Raw genomic sequence first — 16566 nt, 5'->3', positions numbered from 1 at the left:
CTGCATGAAACGATAACCTTCATAATGCCATAAGAATACGTTAAAATCAGCAATTTAACAATGTGTACCATGAATGATAAAAATTTGACAATTTGTTCATCGTGCACTATAGTAAAAATATCTTATAAACAGATCATTTCTAAAATGGGGGAAACTATGAAATTTACAAAGTTTGTAGAAAAAATCTCAGAAGAATATTCAATTGATATCCTATCACAAGGAGAAGATTTAGAAATACAGGATGTTGCTTTGATTGACAACAAGCATGATAATACGATTAGGAATACTCTTTACTTTGGTTATGATAAACAATTAGAACATGCAGTATCTATACCATTTCAATGCATAATTGCACGCACGGATTCTGCAGCGACTCCCCTTCCCACTGTGGGTAGTAATATCGCTTTGGTAGCAGAAGACTCTTTATTTACCATATTCAACGATGCAAAAGCTTTGATTGAAGCGACTCAAAAAGGAATTTTTGAGGAACTTACTGCTATCGCTGATAAAACCCATAACATTGAAGCTGTTATTGATGCTGCCTCTGTAAGGCTTGGAAATTCTTTGCTGTTCTGTGATATGAACTTTAAAATCATTGCCAATTCTACATCTATCCCTGTCCTCGATCCTCTTTGGATAGAAAATACAAAGAAGGGATACTGCTGTTATGAATTTATCAATGAAGTAAAAGAATTAAAATCCATACGCAACGCTTCCCAGACTACAGCCGCCATAGAAGTCACCTGCAACAAATCCCCATTCCGTAAGTTAAGCAGTAAAGTTTTTCATAACCAAACCCAGATTGGATTTTTATTGATGATTGAAGGAGAGAACAACTTTCTTCCTTCCCATTTTGAAATGTTAAGTACAATAAGCCATGTTATCAGCTACACCATTTCATACTATAAATCGGACTTATTTGAAAAAAACAGCATTTATCATGAAGTATTATATGATATGCTGATCGGAACGCCATCAAAGGATATCATGCCAAGACTGACAGAACTTCAATTTCCTGCGAAAATGCTGGTTCTATTCATTCATCCTTCAAGATATCCTGGACAACCGTACTTAAAAAATTTTATATGCAAGAATCTAAAAAAACAGATTCCCGGTACCCATATTACTTATCATAATAACGGGATTGTTGCGGTTATTCCGTTAAAAGAAGATACTGAAACAGGCTTAGAGTTACTGGAAATGTTGAAATATTTTTCTAAAAAGGAACACATACGAATGGGAATCAGTAACTCTTTTTCCTGCATTGAAAACTTTGTAAGCCACTATGAACAAGCACATGCAGCATTAGAGTTGGGCCATAAATTAAACCCGGAAGAATTGGTATACCTCTATCAAGATTATCAGATTTATGATTTGTTTTCGGAAGTAAAGAATCCAGATAAATTAGGGTGGTACTGTCATCCTGCTCTGGCAGTACTCAATCAGTATGACCACGAAAATGGTTCGCAGCTGTATAAGACCTTATATGTCTACATAGAAAAGGGGTGTAACATTAAATTAACTTCAGAAAGTCTGTATATCCATCGAAATTCCCTTGTCTACCGGTTAAATCGTATCACGGAAATATGCCGGGTAGATCTTACAGACATTAACACGCTTTTTCTGCTTCGGCTTTCTTTTCTCATAGACCGGTATAATAAGCGAAATAATAAATTAGAAGTCTATCAAAATAATATAATGCCAAACAATTTAAAATACTCGTGAGGAATGAGATCTCTTATCTTCCAGATTAAAATCGCAATAAAAAAGCAAGGTTCCGATTATTATCTTTGCCTTGCTTTCTTATTGAACTAAATCTTTTTATCTTTTGAGATACAAGTGTCTTGTACCAATCAGATTACTAATTTCGCTTCATATCCGGTTCCAGTGCCCCCGTTGGACGTTTTCCGATATTCTCATATTGCCATGCTCCGGCAACCGCATCCCATTTCCAACCGGAATATTCTCCTCCCGACTCGGTAAAGTAATACCAAATGCCATCAACATTAACCCAACTCATTGCCATCTGCCCGGTCTGTGGATCGAGATAATAGCAGTATCCGTCCAGTGGATCTGTCAGCCAGCCGATCTGCATCGCTCCTCTGGTGCCATTGGAAACAGGATTTAAATAATACCATTTTCCGGTATTGTCAGCAAACCAACCGGTTATTAGATAGCCGTCACTGCCAAAGTAATACCAGTGAGACGTACCATTGTATTCGAGGTATTTCCATTCGTTTGAATAATAATTGCTGCCGCTGCTGTAGTAGCGCCAATTGCCGTTTTCATCCATGATCCAAGTACCCGGATGTTCCTCGTCACTGTCTGAATGGGTCGGCTCATTAATGGTGATTGTAAATTTTTTGTGCAATTTAATCTGTGAATTGCCTGCTGTTATTACGACCGTTTTAGTGCCGGTTTCAGTCGGCAGTCCAATAATAAAGCCATTAAAGAAATCCAGGTAAAGCCCTCCCGGAAGTTCTCCTTCACTTACCCACCATAAAAAAGTCATTTTAGATGCAATTTCCAGTTGATGCTTGTACAAAACACCTTTTATTCCATTGGTCAGGTAACTTGTTTTAAATTCAAGATTTTTATCTTCCCACAAAGCATAGATCGTGGTATTATCTTTAAATTCATGCATATTTTCATGGTAAATATAGCCATCCTGATCAATTACCATATTTCCCCGGCCGTTTTTTTCCGTAAAATAACCAGCAAACAGATATCCTTCTCTCCTTGGGGTTATTATGTCATTAGTCTCCCACTCTCGATCATCATTCTTATTCCATCGATTGCCACTTGAGTATAACACTGAAGTTCCCTGATAATCTGCCTCTCCCGCATCCAGTGCCACTTCAATGTCACGTCTAAACAATAATTGATATTCGCCTTCAACCTCCTTTGAATCTCTGGCTGCAACAAAAAAATATTCCTGTCCACTTTCCAATTGATGACATACATTCAAATTAGAACTGTAGCTAACATAATAATCCTCCGGATTTGGAAACCGCTGAGCACAACCATCAGCCTCTATCTTCCTGCATAATTCTTCATATTGGTCAGAATTGCACAAATAGCCATACATATGCACATCTTCATCACTGCTATAATAGAAGGTATAATATCCGTCGCCATTTACAGGTACTTTAAATCTAAGTACCTTATAGTACGGTGCGTTCTCTGCAATGCAATTGACTGAATATCTGCCATCTGACAGCAAAATATCTTCATACTCAACCGGACTGAAGCGTTCCCAGTGGGCATAGACTGTTGTATCATTGTTCAACTCTGACATTTCCGCAAGAATCTCCCCATCATAATCGATGACCTTTATCCCCAGTCCATTCGCCGCTGTAAAATATCCGGCAAATTTAAAGCCATCTTTTTGCGGACGACTTATTTTTTTAAAATTAGAATACGAACCGCCCCTCTCAATCCATTTGCCACCTTTCGAATAAACTGCAGCAGTTCCAGGCTGATCTGCATCTGACGCTACGAAAGTGACCGTGATATTACGCTCAAAGACTACCTTATAATTACCTTCTTTATCGCTGTTACCGGCCGAGATAAAGTAATAATCCTTTCCAGCCTCTAATTTATAATCAATGCCATAGAAATAATAATCATATATCAGATAATCTGTTTGTGCCGGTGAGAAAATAGAGCATTTATTTTGCTCAATTTTATGGCACATCCTTTCATATTGCTCTGGCGTGCAAATATAGCCGGACGCATCAATCTCATCTTTTATACGGGATTGATAAAATGAATAAGAGCCGCCGCCATCTTCGGGAACTGTAAATTTTAAAGCTTGATAATATGGGCGTTCACCGCCGGATACAATCATGGAAAATCTTCGCCCCTCCAGTTTGATCACCTGAAAGGAAACCGGACTAAATGGTTTCCAATGAGCATACACTGTGCAATCTTCTGACAGTGCACTCATTTCCGGCAAAATCTCACCCTGGTCATCAATCACCTGTATTCCATGTCCATTCGCCTCCATATAATATCCTTCAAATCGATACCCTGATTTTTCCGGACGAGTAATGTTTCTCTCCCCATAAAATGAATCTCTGTTGCTGGAATAATGCCACTCACTACCTTTAGAATATAATGCCTGTGTTCCTGCACTTGCGGCATCTGAACAATCGAGAGTCACGTCTATGTCACGTGTCAGGGCTAAATTATAATCATCATCATCATCATTTCTCTGGGCTGAAATAAAGTAGTAATCCTGCCCCTCCTCCAGCCGATAACCAAGAGATCCATAGCTCTTGTAAGCAAGACACTCCGTTGGTGTTGATGCATAAACCGGATATCCTTTCGTTTCAATTTTATTACATATTGTTTCATATTGTTCTTCGTTACAAATATAAAAGGTAAATGAACCATAACTACTATCGATATATTCAGCATCTATTGTATAGTGCCCACCCTTACCTTCAGGAACAGTATACTTAATGACGTGATAGTATGGAACCGCATTACCGGAAACTATTGTAGAAAACTCTCGTCCATCCAGTGTTATCTCTTCAAAAGGAACAGGATTTGTTAATAAAACCAAATTTTCAACCGGAATCTTTCCTTTGGCATCAGAATCCGTCGCTAAATCATAATCGTCCGTGATTTCTACTTCCTCTTCCTCCCCTATAAATTCGTCAGCATTGGATGGTGTAGCAATTACCTGATCCTTTAACATTGGGCTGTTTCGTGATTGTGCCCAAATATTCCCAGGCACAAAACTAATGCCCATTGCCAACACCAGGCACTTGGCAATCATTGATTTAAGCATTCTCTCATTTTTCATCTTATGTCCCCCCTGATTTGTAATTACCCTTAGATATCACTTCCCATTATAAGGTAAAACTGGAAAAAAGTCACTTCTTACAGACAGAATTTCGACAATCACTTTCGTATGTCCAGGTGTTTTACGCTTTCGTATTAATCCTGAATATCTCATCCAAATTTAATAATTTATGTCTGAGAAAAGGATTGACAAAAACATATAGATTTATTATAATCTCTTTACAGACCAACCGTCGGTTTATAAGGAGGAAGAAATGGGAAGAAATAAATATCCAGAACAAACCTTTGAAAGGATACTCGATATATCGACAAAGTTATTTATTGAAAAGGGCTATGAGCAAACCAGTATACAGGACATTCTGGATGCCCTTAATCTTTCAAAAGGCGGTTTATACCACCACTTTAAGTCGAAAGAGGAAATTTTAGAAGCTGTAATGCAAAAACGTGCACAGTATGTCACTGATATGCTTCATGACATCATTCAAGGTACAAAAGCTTTAAATGCGAAAGAGAAATTAAAAAAAATTCTTTACCATCTGGGAACTGACCTCGAAACCCACTCGCTTGATATGGTTTTAACCTCCCAAATAAACAATCCTTATTTTGTGGTCAGCGGTTTACAAACTTGCGTAAAACAGGATGCACCAATTATATGTAGATTGATTGAGGAAGGTATCAAAGACGGCTCTCTGAAAACAACACAACCAGCTTTTTGTGCAGAAGTTTTTTTGTTGCTATTAAACTATTGGGCAAACCCCGCTTTGTTTGGGCGCAACGATTTAGAGACAAAGGAACGATTACACTACTTACAGTCTGTCATGTCTTTACTTGGTTTGGATATTATTGACGACAATCTAATCAATGCTATTCTATCTGGATATGAAAAAATGGGCGCCTATTAAGAGATTTTACAGTAAAAAATGGTTGTTCTTGTAACAGCCTTTTTTTTCAAAGCATAAAGACCGACAGTCGATTTTTATAAGGAGGACACTATGAACTTAAAAACAGCAATACAAATCAACCACTTAGCTAAATCCTTTGGCTCTAATCAGGTCATTACAGATTGCAGTATGCGTGTCGAGCAAGGTACTATCTATGGTTTTCTTGGAGAGAATGGCGCAGGAAAAACCACTATTTTAAAAATGCTCACAGGTTTATTAACACCAGATACCGGCAGTATTGAAATTTTAGGTTCTGATATGCTGAGAAATCGAGATAAGTTACTTTCCAAAATAGGGAGCTTAATTGAATCACCAACATTTTACGAACATCTTTCTGCTAAAAAGAACTTAGAAATCCACTTGGCTTATATGGGCGTTCCCGGTATTAGTTCGGATAATGTCTTGAAATTGGTAGGGTTATCTAATACTGGTGAAAAAGCTGTCTCAAAATTTTCGTTGGGTATGAGGCAACGCCTTGGCATTGCCAGAGCATTGATTCATCAACCTCAAATTCTTATTTTAGACGAACCACTCAATGGACTTGATCCGATGGGAATTAAGGATATGAGAGAATTGTTTTTGAATCTCACACAGCAAAATGGTATGACAATCTTATTATCCAGTCATATCATTAGCGAAATAGAGCATGTTGCAGATAAAGTCGGTATAATTGTGGATGGTCGGATTTTGTGTGAATCCAAATTGGCACAAATAAAGACTGAATCCAAGGGTAGTTTAGAAGATTATTTCTTTAACCTAATGAGTGGAGGAAAACCGTTATGATGAAACTTATAAAATTAGAGTTGCAGCGTATTAATCTACGTCCTTACTTTATCAGTAGTGCCGTTATGGGTATTGTTTTATTGGTATTTACCTATTTTGTTGCTTATGTAGCACAGATAGAGCAAGAAGTGCAATTTATGACATACGCAAATATTTTCCGATTTACCAGTGCAATCGGCATCATGCTTTTTGGTATCTTATCAGCCACTATGTACGCTAAATTAGTAATTGCAGAATATTCGGGAAAACGAGTGGCACTGCTCTTTTCTTACCCCATAAGCCGCAAAAAAATATTTACAGCTAAAGTACTGATTGTGTCTTTTATCGTATTGACTTCCATGTTGTTATGCATGTCTATATCTATATTGGTATTTGCAGCAACGGAGTCTATTGCACCAATCGTATCAGATACAATGACCAATAATTTATTTATGAAAACATTAAGGATGACCTTTGAATCCTCGGTAGCTATTATAGCAATCGGATTGCTTTCTATGGGAATTGGATTTTTAAAAAGGTCAGTTTCCATTACGCTTATCAGTGCATTTGTATTATCAGGAATTTATGGCAATGCAGCCATTAGTGCATCTGAAAATTATGCTATTGCCTTGCCAGTTGTGGGCATTTCACTCGTTATTATTTTGCTGGTCTTACTTACATTATCAAATAAAATAAATTACATGGAGGTTGAATAAATGAAAGAAGATAAGATATTTGAAGCGACAAGAAGAGCTGTGGAAGTACCTTTAGAGTTTACAAACTCAGTGATGGAGTACTCTAAGAAATTACGAAATCCATCGGAAAAAGTCAATAAAATAGGAACGGCAATCGGTGTTTGTGTTGGTGTTGGTTTATTATTTACTGGAGCTGTACAAGTGCTTGTAGGGAAACCTTTTTGGGCTCTTGGATCATTAACTGCAGGTACTACTACTATCATATCAAATTTTATTAGTTACTACAGAAAGAAGAATTGAAAATAGCTAATTTTAATTTCTTTACCAAAAAGTAAACTGCTGTTTATTCGCTATTTCTAAATGAAATTAAATTGATGCAGAGATAAAACCTAAGCCACTGTTTTTTCAAAAGAAGAACTTAGTAGGTGTATTAGTTTAGCCGATTTCTGTGCATACGGGATTATCGTAGGAGGTATCGCTGTGCCCATTTTTCTTTCTATAACGACCATAAACTTCAGCAAATAAAAAAAGTCTATCCCATCTACGAGATGTTCTGGCTATATAGGCGAACGCACACCTCATGATTTGCTTGATGCTTGTATATAAGCCTTGGGAGTGCCAGGGGTGCAGGAATGCTTAAAGCTAAAGAGTTTACTGATAGACGCCTAATGATATAATTGCTCGATCAGCCGGTGAGGATGATGCCTCACCGGCTGACTCTCTATCATGCCATCTACATCATGGCTCTTACTTTGGCTGCCTCCCTCATACAAAAAACATGATGGGTTAGTTAATGTTAATAAATAGCCTTCTTTGCCAATTTATAATCTGCAATTGCTAACTTACGTCTTACATCAATGTTGTAAGGACATTCCGGCGTACATTTGCCGCAATCGGTGCATCTGTCAGCCTTAACCTCCAGTTTGGAATAAAGGTTCATAGCCATATCTCGATTGCCAAACCAAAAACGCAGCCGTTCCTTTAAGGCGTAATCGGATGCATTGGTCACGATACCATCCGCCATTTGCCGGTCAAAATAGCCCTCATACAGGAAGATATCAGTAAGGGGAATGTTCTCTGGGCAAACCATACATTTCCCACATTGTCTGCATACATAGGTACCAAGCTCAGTAGAGTTCGTATATATATCCTCCATCTCTTCCTCTGACATTGATTTGAATTCATTCGCATAACGTAAATCCGCCTCTAGTAATTCTCTATTATTGATACCGGCAACGACAATAGATACCGGCTGACTGAAGGCATAACGGAACGCCTGCGGAGCTGAGCGCCACAATAGACCGTCTGCTACCGGTTTCATTAAAATAATCGCAGTATTATTCTTGTGTGCTAAAGGTAGCAATACCTCTTGTATCTCGGGGAAGTTGAAATGATCATAATAATTAATGGTCGTCATCACAGCCTCAAAAGGATATTTCTTTAATGCACGGATTAAGACATCGGGTTGCCCATGCATTGAGATTCCTATATGACGAATGCGACCTTCCTCTTTCGCTTGCAACGCACCTTCCAATGCCCCGCCGGGAGCAAGGATCTGATCCAACTCCTCCATGGTTCCCACAGCATGCATAATGAGAAGATCCACATAATCCGTATTAAGATTATGTAAGCTACGCTCTAACGAGGCTAACAATCCGTCCTTGGAACGTTCTCCCGACTTTGTTGCCAGAATGAAATCCTTTCTTCTACCCGATACACATTGTCCTATCTTTCTTTCTGACTCACCATCCCCATAACTGGCAGCTGTCTCAATATAATTCCCCCCTTCGTCCAGATATCGGTTTAATAGATAGTTCGCCTCGCTTACTGGAATTTCCAGCAAATGAAATCCACCAAATCCAAGAATTGAAGTGTGTAAACCTGTGTTACCAAATGGCCGTTTTTGCATAATAACACCATACCTTTCTTGCTTCGTTTATAGACATCATATATCCTTGTTTAATTATATGTCAATATGATAGTATGATAACAGAAAAGATGCCATCCTGCCTCCTTAAAAAAGGGGTTGCAAGTCAAGCTAAAAAGTATTTATCAATAATTTTCTTTATCTCCGGATGCTCCTTATCGTCCTCAATAAGATAATCTACAAAGAAATTCTCAACCTCTTCATCTTTAATTTCTGCAAGTAACTCATAAATCTTATACCAAACAGACATCTATTGAAATATTCAAAGCATCTTGATCTGATATAACTTCTTGATTCATCAATATACAGCTTAGTCTTTCGTCTGATATGTCGCCCGCCCATTGCTGTCTTGCAACGGTTACAGCGTCCGGGAAAATCTTTTCAGCATCTAATATCTCTTTTGGCCACTCGTAATTTTTATCAAAATCTTCATTCCTTAATGCCAGATATCGTTCTGTAACATCTCTTTTCAGCTGATTTAGCTCCATTAACTTAGAGACTTCCTTTACAGGGGTAATCATCTCGTTTTCATTTAAAAATACACCATTTATTGATATTCCACTATTATAATTCTGCTTATCATACGGCATCGATACAAAGCTCGCAGGTATAATTACAAGTGATTTGACTTTTTTCTTGTCTAAAGCCGCCGCCACAACTTTGTGATGTCCATCTAGTAGTGTACATAGATATCCATCCATATGATAGGTAATTGCCCTATATTCATCTTTGTTTCTATATAACTCGGCTTGCTGAGGATTATAGAGGCTAGGTGGTTGTGAAGGCAAAACAAAGTATGGGATTTCCTTACTCCACAGACCATCACCGCCATATATCGGGCATGAAGCTTTATTATAAGTCAGCGTATTATGTTTAATCATAAATGTGTTCTGTATTGCTGATTACAAAAACATCTTATCATAACTATATTTTGTATATCAGGGCAATACCCTAAAGCTCGGTTAAGATATTCTTGAATATAATGCATATTGATACCAGCAGAAACCACACATCTACCATAGGTATCCAAAGGGCCAGCCAACATATCTTCATTTATAAAATACTCATCACACAATACTGACTCAGCCCCTTGTTCAAAATCATTTTTTCCAAAATGTATATTATCATTGGGTGCCAATGAAGCCCAAACAGGTATGTTCTCATGACAACCTCTCATCTCACATTATAAATACATATTTTGAATTGCTGGAAAGCTCTTTGGAATAAGCAAATCCTAGCTCCTGAAATTCCTTGAGACCATTCAGATCAGAAATATTATTCTCTGCCATGAACCGCACCATATTACCGCGAGCCATCTTCGATATTGTTCCCTTTTGCTTCACTTTCCCTTCCACTAGCTCACCAAACTCAATCGTAATAAATCGATCCTTCGGTGTGATATATTTCTCGATGCATTGTGAGTATTCCTTCGAAGCCAAGTTAATGATAATTCTGTCATCGTCCACTAGACTATGATACAACCGGTCTCCCCAGAAATCATATAAATCTTTACAATCATTCACGGATAGCTTTGCCTGCATTTCTAGCCGATATGGCGTTACCCCGTCAAAGGGCCTCAGTACTCCATAGAAGCCTGACAGAATCCGCAAATGATCTGATAGGTACGAAAGTGCCCTGGTTGTAAGCACTTCCGGAGCCATATGCTGATACTGCAAGCCCTCATATGCTATTACTGCCGGGGTCAGTCTACGCATCAAAGCCATATCTTTGTAGCGCTTATAGTTTAATTCTGCTAATTTATCATTGCATTTCCACAATGCTTTTCCCTCTGTTAAGGACAAGGACTGCATTTCATGCATCAATATTATAGTATCATTAATAAATCCGGGCATTCCGGTAACCTCAATGGAATCCGTATCCTCATTCATCTTCTTTGCCGGAGAAATTATTATCTTCATATCCTATAACTGCGCCAGCATTTGTGCCGGATTCTCCTCTGCCTTCACTTTACCAAAGGCTTTTACAATTACCCCATCTTCATCGATGAGATATGTGGTTCGAACCACTCCCATGCTAACCTTACCATAATTCATTTTTTCCTGCCAGACATCATATGCCTGAATACAGGTAAGTTCCGTATCAGAAAGCAATGTAAATGGTAGTCCATACTTTTCCTCAAATTTTTTATGAGATGCCACACTGTCCTTACTCACCCCAAGAACCACAGCTCCCTTTTCCTGAAACTGCGGATACAACTCTCCAAAGTTGCAAGCCTGCTTGGTGCAGCCCGGAGTATTGTCCTTTGGATAGAAATATAAAATAACCTTCCTGCCCTTGTACTCCTCCAACGTGTGCATCAATCCATTCTGATCCGGCAATGAAAATGCTGGTGCTTTTGTTCCTGTCTCTACCATGATCTGACCTCCCGATTCTTATATTAAGCTTAAAATCCTTCTATTCAACTTTTCTAGTATTCATTTCACTATTACAACTTCCATCAATGCCTATACTTCTATATCACTATGCCATCGCAGTGGTCGATCTCATGTTGTATAATCTGTGCAATCCATCCGGAAAACTTCTGGCACTGTTTATTGAAATTCATATCCTGAAACTCCACCTCGATATCCTTATACCTGGTGGTCTTGCGAACTCCAATCAAAGAAAGACAGCCTTCCTCCGTCTCGTACGCACCAGACTTCTTTACAATCACTGGATTAATCATAGCAATATTAGCAAAACCCATACTCACTGCTATTATTCTCTTCTTGACACCAATCATGTTAGCCGCCATTCCTACACAGCCTGCTTCATTCGCTTTTAAAGTATCAAGCAAATCCTGAACCACCTGCTTGTCCGCTTCCGTTGCTGGTTCTGACTTCAGATTCAGGAAAACGACATCCTTCATTATTGGTCTAATCATTACAAACCTTCTTTCATTTGCTCAAGATAGTTGTATTTCAGAGCATTCTTCTCACAAGACATTAACGCATATTTACCCTACGGTACAATTACGCTAATGCCTATCTTTATTTACTGTATTATTTACTTATCCGTTTTAATATCTCAAATTGGCATAACTTTACTGCACTTCTTCCTCTGGCTTTCTGCAACAGAGTTATTACCTCAACATGTGTTGAGGCTGTAAAAAGGATTCCCGAAAGACGCAGCTAGTCCTTGATAGTCAAACTTTTGTTTCTATTTCTTTTAGCGAAATTCCTTTTTTGCTTTTCCAGGCGATTCGTCCGTTAATGCTGTATCCCACCACAATAGCTGCCGCTAAGGATGAACTACTAAATGACCAATCTTGTGTGAACGTAAAATTTTGATCAACAATACTCTTATCTAATAATTGTTGACGCTTATTTAAGATTGATTGCGATAATGATGAAGCTACTGACTGCGCAATGGTGGAACCTTTTAAAACAGCAAATCCATCGGATGTTGGTTTTCCAAAAGCTTTAATACCAGAACGATCTTGTAAAAGAAAAACTGGTTCACTTTTCCATTGTAAGGTTCCTACAGAAGGTTCTAAGACCTTATGGCCAAATACGCTCAAAATCAAACGCATATTATCAATAAACTCCTCCATCTCAGCTTGGTCCATTTCAGATATGGATGATTCAGATGGTACATTTAAATTTAAGATTTCATACCTTTTGCTTTTTTTAGCAAGCAAATACAAATGATTTTCCAAATATTTTATATGGGCCTTGTTAAGGTTATTGTCTTTACTAATAAAAACAACGCATTCAGTCCAAAAATCTTTTTCTGCAACATGCTGTTTAATGCGGTTAATAATGTTTTCAGCTTCTCCAATGTAAACTTGTTTACTATCTGTATTATCATCATTTCCAAACAGAAAATAAACTCCTGTATTGCTTAGGTCTTCTCTATCTCCACAAGCACTTACATATGTACGTGGAATTTTATAAGCCTTTCCTGTCCAATTAGAGAGTTCACTTACCCATCTCCCCTCTGCGACTCCATCTATTAAAAATTGACGAATTGTTTTTCCCCGCATAATCATTTCTCCTTTGCCATTAAAATGTTGCATGCACTCTGGTTTGTGTTATATATGTGTTAAGTTCAAAATTAAAATACTCTCGTTTATTCTTTTCTACAATAGAATTAGATTTTATATTTGGAAGCTTAATTTCTATTATATCAGCATATCCATAGGCACGCAAAATAAAAAAGTCAGGTTTAATATTATCTTTCTTTTCACTTAGCAATTCAAAAAGAACTTCTTCATCTTCATATACACCAGTTCCCATAAATCCCGTGTTCAAAATAATAGTACTATTAGTTTCTCTTCAATCATATCTCATTCCAGCCCTTCTATCCCTCTAATCTCCGCTCCAAAAGGCAGTGCCCCCATCACAACTTTTTCCCAAGGTGTTCCTATAACAGAATCTAAGACAACGATTGCTCCTTTATCTTCCTCTGTTCTAATTAACCGTCCACATCCTTGTTTTAATTTAAGTCCCATCTCAGGATAATCAACTGTTATGACGGGATCTAATCCATGTTCTCTTGCCTCTTTACGTTGTACTTCAATGAGAGGATCTAGAGCTGGGAAAGGCAGCTGCCAGACGATTAGCAAGGTTAATGCATCACCTGGTACATCGATTCCTTCCCAAAAATTTGCACCAATCAATACCGAGAATTCCTCCTCTTTAAACCTTCGTACAAGGTGCCCTCTCTCCCCTTTATCTTCCCATAGAATATCAAATGGAAATTGATATCCTTCCAATCTCTTTCTGATTTTACGAACTTCCTCCATCGAATTGGTAAGTACGAGAGCTCGTCCCTCATTATTATTTAATATGGATACTAATTTTTCAATGTCGTGGGTAGATTTTTCTTCTAAACTGTGTGAGGACTGTGGTAAGTAGACAACAACTTGTTTTTCTAAATCAAAAGGACTTTCCACCGTAGATTTGGAAGGTTCCTTTAATCCAAGCGTTCGTATAAAATAATCAAAATCCCCTTCATTACTTAACGTTGCTGAGGTAAATATCACTGGTAATTCCTTCTGAAATAAATGTCGGTTTAACATCTCATTTAAATTCCTAGGAACAACCCAAAAACTACCATCCCCTCTATCAATCCAAGCTATCATATCTGTACTGTTATTTCTACAGAATCTGTCTAGTGCCATTATGGCTCTTTCAATTTGCCCTTCATATGCTTGCATTTGGTTTGCGGATAATGACTCTATATATAGTTCTTGCTCAATCTGCATCTCTAGATGAAGGTGATCTAATGTCTTTCGAAATACTTTAGCCGTCTTTTGCAACGTCTCATTCTTCCGAATGGATAGTCTTTCTGAACTTTCTGCTATTATCACAGACCTATTTAATTCTTCAAAAAAGTCATAAGAAGTCTGTTCCATCGCAGCTGTTACTGAAACCAATGAATCTCTTGCCCCCTGCATTTCCCCAAGGGTGAAGATTATATTGTCAATCTCCACCTTGTTTATTTGTTGTCCTGCTTGCATGGCTGCTGGAAGCATTATTTTATGCCCTTCATCGAAAATAACTGCAGAATAATTTGGAAGTATCGGCAATTGTCCATTCGCTAATCGTTCTTCCCTTGTCCATAAGTCATTAAAAAATGTTTCATGATCTACAATAATTAAATCTCTCGCAAGTCTATAATATTCTCTTGCCTTAACAAGTTTGCAATATCCACGGTTCATGCAAATATCACACGACATAGACTCATTCCAACCAATCCTCTTCCAAATACGATCTGGTACGGTAGATATTTCTGAGCGTTCACCTAATTTTGTTTTATTTAACCACTGATTAATCTCATCCGACATCATATCGAATTCTACTAAATTTTCATTTACTCGAACATCGCATATATACTGACGTGAGTCTTTTGCCATCCTAGCATCTATCTCTAATCCAAGTAACCTAGAAAGGGTTTTAATATCCCCCGTGTCACCAGCAAGTTGTTCTTGAAGTGCTGTACTAGCACACGCAATCACTACAGGTTTTCCACTAAACCTAGCATAGGGAATTGCTGATAATAAATAAGCGAATGTTTTGCCTGTTCCAAGTCCTGCTTCCGCTAAGTGAACTTTTTTGCTGCAAACAGCATCAGCTATCTGAAAAGCTGTAAATATTTGTTCGTCCCGAACTTCGTATCCATGCTCAGGAAGGATATCATACAAAACGTCACCAATCCATTCAACTAATTTAACTTGAAAATCTTCTCTATTACTATAATCAAAGGGATCTTTTACCCTTGTGTTAATTGTAAACAATGCACACATGTTTCTTTTTCTCCTATAATGCTAAACTTATACCTTTTTGTATTACTACCCGCTTTAACGAACTTAATCCTCTATCCCCCCTGTTAAAAGGAGATAGAGGATTATTTATTTTAAACACTATTGGGATATTTTCTTAGTTCTTTCTGAATCAGTCCCGATATTCTTATGTCTCTGTTGAACTTTTCCGACACCAATCTTTTTTTCACCATAGAAGAAATTACTTTTAGATTTCTTCTCCTCTATTAATTGTTTCATTTTATCCATATCTTTCATTGACATTTTATATTCCTCCATTTAATTATTAATTCAATTTTTTAGATTTGCTTAGAAAGTAGACATACCGTCTCCACATGCGTCGTTGCTGTAATTCGGATGACTATAGAGCATGTACCCCCTTGGCATCAAGGTATATTTTAGCGATAGTCTGGCTTTACCCCACCTTCCTTTGTGATGGAGCGAATTTCCGATCTACGTTTCGCTCGTACTGCCTATCTCTAGTAGGTTCCCCTCCGGATCTGCAACGTAAAAGTTGCGGATGCCGAAAGAAAAGGTTATGGGTTCTCCAGTTGGAAATTGCACGCCCAGCTTCAATAGTCGCTCATATTCCGCATCCACATCGGCAAAACAGGGCAACCAAAGGGCAATTTCAAATGTCTGATTGATTCCTTTTGGAGGAACGTAGCTCTCCCCAATTGCCTGCACGAATGCTTTCCTGCTATACATGAACAAGGATAGTTCACCGCTTGCCGTTTCAAACTCTGCGAAATCCCCACCATTCCATTGAGTATCAAAGCCCAATGTATCTCTGTAAAATCGAACCATGCTGTCCATGTTGCCAGCTAATAGGCATGCGCCTACTCTTACATCTTTTCCGTTCAATGTCATCCCTCTCCTCTATAATCATATAATTAATTGTTTAGGATAAATTATTTTACTTTCTGCGGAATTCAAACCCTTTGCCAAAACATTCATTTTACTTACACCACCACGGTACTCGGAAACATATTTTACTCTGATACACTACAAAAACACACCTACATATCCTGCCCAAATTTCCGAATCCCTTTGACTTCCTGGGCTTTCCACTCCAGCAGAATCACTGTTTCAACATGTGTTGATGCTGTAATACAAATTCTTAAAAAACGCATTTTGCCCTTGGCGTAGACATTATATCGACTA

At 38.0% G+C, this 16566-nt stretch carries 16 protein-coding genes; 5 read left to right on the top strand and 11 right to left on the bottom strand.

Annotated features, from left to right (window positions below; genetic code table 11):
• The first annotated feature begins 156 nt into the window (after positions 1-156).
• Entirely contained in the window at positions 157-1725 is a 1569-nt protein-coding gene (locus BMW45_RS15710; protein ID WP_092245528.1) for a PucR family transcriptional regulator, read from the top strand.
• A gap of 136 nt (positions 1726-1861) precedes the next feature.
• On the opposite strand, the gene BMW45_RS15705 is transcribed toward BMW45_RS15710, so the two are convergent.
• Positions 1862-4813, bottom strand: a complete 2952-nt coding sequence (locus BMW45_RS15705; RefSeq protein ID WP_092245525.1) for an Ig domain-containing protein — start codon at positions 4811-4813, stop codon at positions 1862-1864.
• Positions 4814-5066: 253 nt separating this feature from the next.
• On the opposite strand from BMW45_RS15705, the gene BMW45_RS15700 reads away from it, so the two are divergent.
• From BMW45_RS15700 to BMW45_RS15685, 4 genes are all read left to right on the top strand, one after another.
• Complete coding sequence (locus BMW45_RS15700; protein WP_092245522.1) at positions 5067-5714, top strand: TetR/AcrR family transcriptional regulator; 648 nt, start codon at positions 5067-5069, stop codon at positions 5712-5714.
• Positions 5715-5804: 90 nt separating this feature from the next.
• Positions 5805-6536 carry an ABC transporter ATP-binding protein gene (locus tag BMW45_RS15695; protein WP_092245519.1) on the top strand — a complete coding sequence of 244 codons (732 nt, stop codon included), beginning with the start codon at positions 5805-5807 and terminating at the stop codon, positions 6534-6536.
• Positions 6533-7231: an ABC-2 family transporter permease gene (locus BMW45_RS15690; protein ID WP_092245516.1), complete on the top strand. Its 699-nt coding sequence runs from the start codon at positions 6533-6535 to the stop codon at positions 7229-7231. Before BMW45_RS15695 ends, BMW45_RS15690 begins: the two co-directional genes overlap by 4 nt.
• Positions 7232-7510, top strand: coding sequence for a hypothetical protein (locus BMW45_RS15685; protein WP_092245513.1), 279 nt, complete (start codon positions 7232-7234; stop codon positions 7508-7510).
• 496 nt (positions 7511-8006) lie between these two features.
• Here the strand turns inward: BMW45_RS15685 and BMW45_RS15680 are convergent, their stop codons facing one another.
• From BMW45_RS15680 to BMW45_RS15640, 10 genes are all read right to left on the bottom strand, one after another.
• Entirely contained in the window at positions 8007-9119 is a 1113-nt protein-coding gene (locus BMW45_RS15680; protein WP_092245510.1) for an aldo/keto reductase, read from the bottom strand.
• A 251-nt stretch (positions 9120-9370) separates the two neighbouring features.
• Positions 9371-10018 carry a hypothetical protein gene (locus tag BMW45_RS15675; protein WP_092245507.1) on the bottom strand — a complete coding sequence of 216 codons (648 nt, stop codon included), beginning with the start codon at positions 10016-10018 and terminating at the stop codon, positions 9371-9373.
• Positions 10019-10315: 297 nt separating this feature from the next.
• Entirely contained in the window at positions 10316-11056 is a 741-nt protein-coding gene (gene yaaA / locus BMW45_RS15670) for a peroxide stress protein YaaA (RefSeq protein ID WP_092245504.1), read from the bottom strand.
• A 3-nt stretch (positions 11057-11059) separates the two neighbouring features.
• A complete protein-coding gene (gene bcp, locus BMW45_RS15665) occupies positions 11060-11512 on the bottom strand; it encodes a thioredoxin-dependent thiol peroxidase (protein ID WP_092245502.1) in 453 nt (150 codons plus the stop codon).
• Between the two features lie 98 nt (positions 11513-11610).
• The gene (locus BMW45_RS15660; RefSeq protein WP_092245499.1) at positions 11611-12021 is read right to left on the bottom strand and encodes a peptide deformylase; all 411 of its coding nucleotides are present in this window, start codon (positions 12019-12021) and stop codon (positions 11611-11613) included.
• A gap of 261 nt (positions 12022-12282) precedes the next feature.
• Positions 12283-13122 (bottom strand): GIY-YIG nuclease family protein, encoded by an 840-nt coding sequence (locus BMW45_RS15655; protein ID WP_242883051.1) that lies wholly within the window; start codon positions 13120-13122, stop codon positions 12283-12285.
• Between the two features lie 19 nt (positions 13123-13141).
• Positions 13142-13375 carry a hypothetical protein gene (locus BMW45_RS15650; protein ID WP_092245496.1) on the bottom strand — a complete coding sequence of 78 codons (234 nt, stop codon included), beginning with the start codon at positions 13373-13375 and terminating at the stop codon, positions 13142-13144.
• Between the two features lie 50 nt (positions 13376-13425).
• Positions 13426-15387 carry an ATP-dependent DNA helicase gene (locus BMW45_RS15645; protein ID WP_092245493.1) on the bottom strand — a complete coding sequence of 654 codons (1962 nt, stop codon included), beginning with the start codon at positions 15385-15387 and terminating at the stop codon, positions 13426-13428.
• A 117-nt stretch (positions 15388-15504) separates the two neighbouring features.
• Entirely contained in the window at positions 15505-15666 is a 162-nt protein-coding gene (locus BMW45_RS27915; RefSeq protein ID WP_156961205.1) for a hypothetical protein, read from the bottom strand.
• A gap of 189 nt (positions 15667-15855) precedes the next feature.
• Positions 15856-16266: a VOC family protein gene (locus BMW45_RS15640; RefSeq protein ID WP_092246554.1), complete on the bottom strand. Its 411-nt coding sequence runs from the start codon at positions 16264-16266 to the stop codon at positions 15856-15858.
• Positions 16267-16566 lie beyond the last annotated feature (300 nt).

It is taken from the genome of Lacrimispora sphenoides (genome assembly GCF_900105215.1).
GTDB lineage: Bacteria > Bacillota > Clostridia > Lachnospirales > Lachnospiraceae > Lacrimispora > Lacrimispora sphenoides_A.
The sequence above is the reverse complement of the archived record's forward strand: the minus strand, read 5'-3'. Positions and strand labels throughout refer to the sequence as shown.